General features: G+C 40.2%; 1 protein-coding gene. It reads right to left on the reverse strand.

The genetic code is table 11. The annotated features are described in order from the left end of the window. Positions 1-128: 128 nt before the first annotated feature. A complete protein-coding gene (locus tag QMA35_RS21670; protein WP_281649210.1) occupies positions 129-764 on the reverse strand; it encodes a hypothetical protein in 636 nt (211 codons plus the stop codon). Positions 765-1,423 lie beyond the last annotated feature (659 nt).

A 1,423-nucleotide genomic window follows, 5' to 3' on the forward strand; every position in this document is an offset into this window, starting at 1 on the left:
TGTGTTTATCATCGATGGTAGTATCTATAACTATAAGTTTCATTCTTTCTCGATTGTTTACTCGAACACATAACGCCTCAATAAGGGGCGCCGTAGGCGTCCCTCTTGATTGACTTGTTAGAAGTAAATTACTCCAATCTAGGAGCGATGATTTTATGCAAGTATTGAAGTAATGCAATTGAAAGATAGATCAGAAAAACAACGGCAATACCACTTAGTATGACTTTAAAAAAAGTAAGATAACTTGAACTCCCATTAATATTCTTTGAGTTGTACTCGCTAAATTGATATGAAGTTGTTCGCGTGAGGTTACCACCAGAAACGGTTATCTTTTCAAAGTTTGGACTTGATAATAAACAATACAAATAAATACTATCTTGCTTATGTAGTGTCTCCAGCGTAAAAGTAACAAAACTACTTTTAAATTCATTATTTTTATTGAGATGGTTAATTGGTTGTGTTTCACATCCAACTATTTCTGACACTCCAAAATTTACACTGAATTGTATGTCTTTGGCGTGATTGTATGATTCGTTTTTAAACTCAACAAAAAAAGAAGAGTCAAGTTCTGTATTTATTCTTGGCAAGGTGATTTCTTTCACATTAACTGATGTCGTATTTTTACTCTTCTCTTGAGTTGCTTTTTCAACTTCCTCTTTTTTTAATTCTTTCTTGTCGTAGTGAATATAAAGGGTCGCACCGGCAGTAATAATTGCCGCGAGAATAGCACCAAATAAACCGTATTTTGCGATCTTAGCTTCCAATTTACTCCATTCTCCTTTTTACTTCTAACGCCTGCATTAAGGGCGCCGAAGGCGTCCTTTGCATGCTCTTGTTGTGCGCACCTGGCCGGACGGGATTTACCGGCGCTGGCGGAACACAAATTTGGCGATTTACTGAGGTAGAAAATGCCAGCTGGCAAACCCTACGTTTTGTTAATGTTTGGCACTGACCACGCAGCTACTGGAAACCTTTGCTGCCGGGAAACACAGAAGCTTTGCTGGCGTTGCACGAAAAATATGAGCACGTTACCACTTGCCAGCTGCACTGACATTGAGAACGTGAAAATATTAAAGCTGGCATTGCACCGGGAACAAACGCAAATATTGAAACGCCAGCCCCACGAAAAGTGAAAAAGGCAGGCTGGGAATTGAAACCCCAAATGTTTGTGCTGGCATAACTCGGAAGCAGCCCGAAAGATGTTTGCAGAATAAATACGTTGAAAGTATGAACTTTCAGGATTTGCACATGGCAAACTCCAATGTTTGATTGCCAGCTCCACAAAACTCTTGGTTGTTTTTCAGGAAAGCACAGACCGAAACATTAATATTTGCACATTGACGCACAACGCCTGCTTAAGGGGCGCCGTAGGCGTCCCATTTGAAGCACTTGTTACACGGCGGTTGCTACCCACTGTGATTGT

The sequence above is a fragment of the Parendozoicomonas sp. Alg238-R29 genome (genome assembly GCF_947331445.1).
Classification (GTDB): domain Bacteria; phylum Pseudomonadota; class Gammaproteobacteria; order Pseudomonadales; family Endozoicomonadaceae; genus Sansalvadorimonas.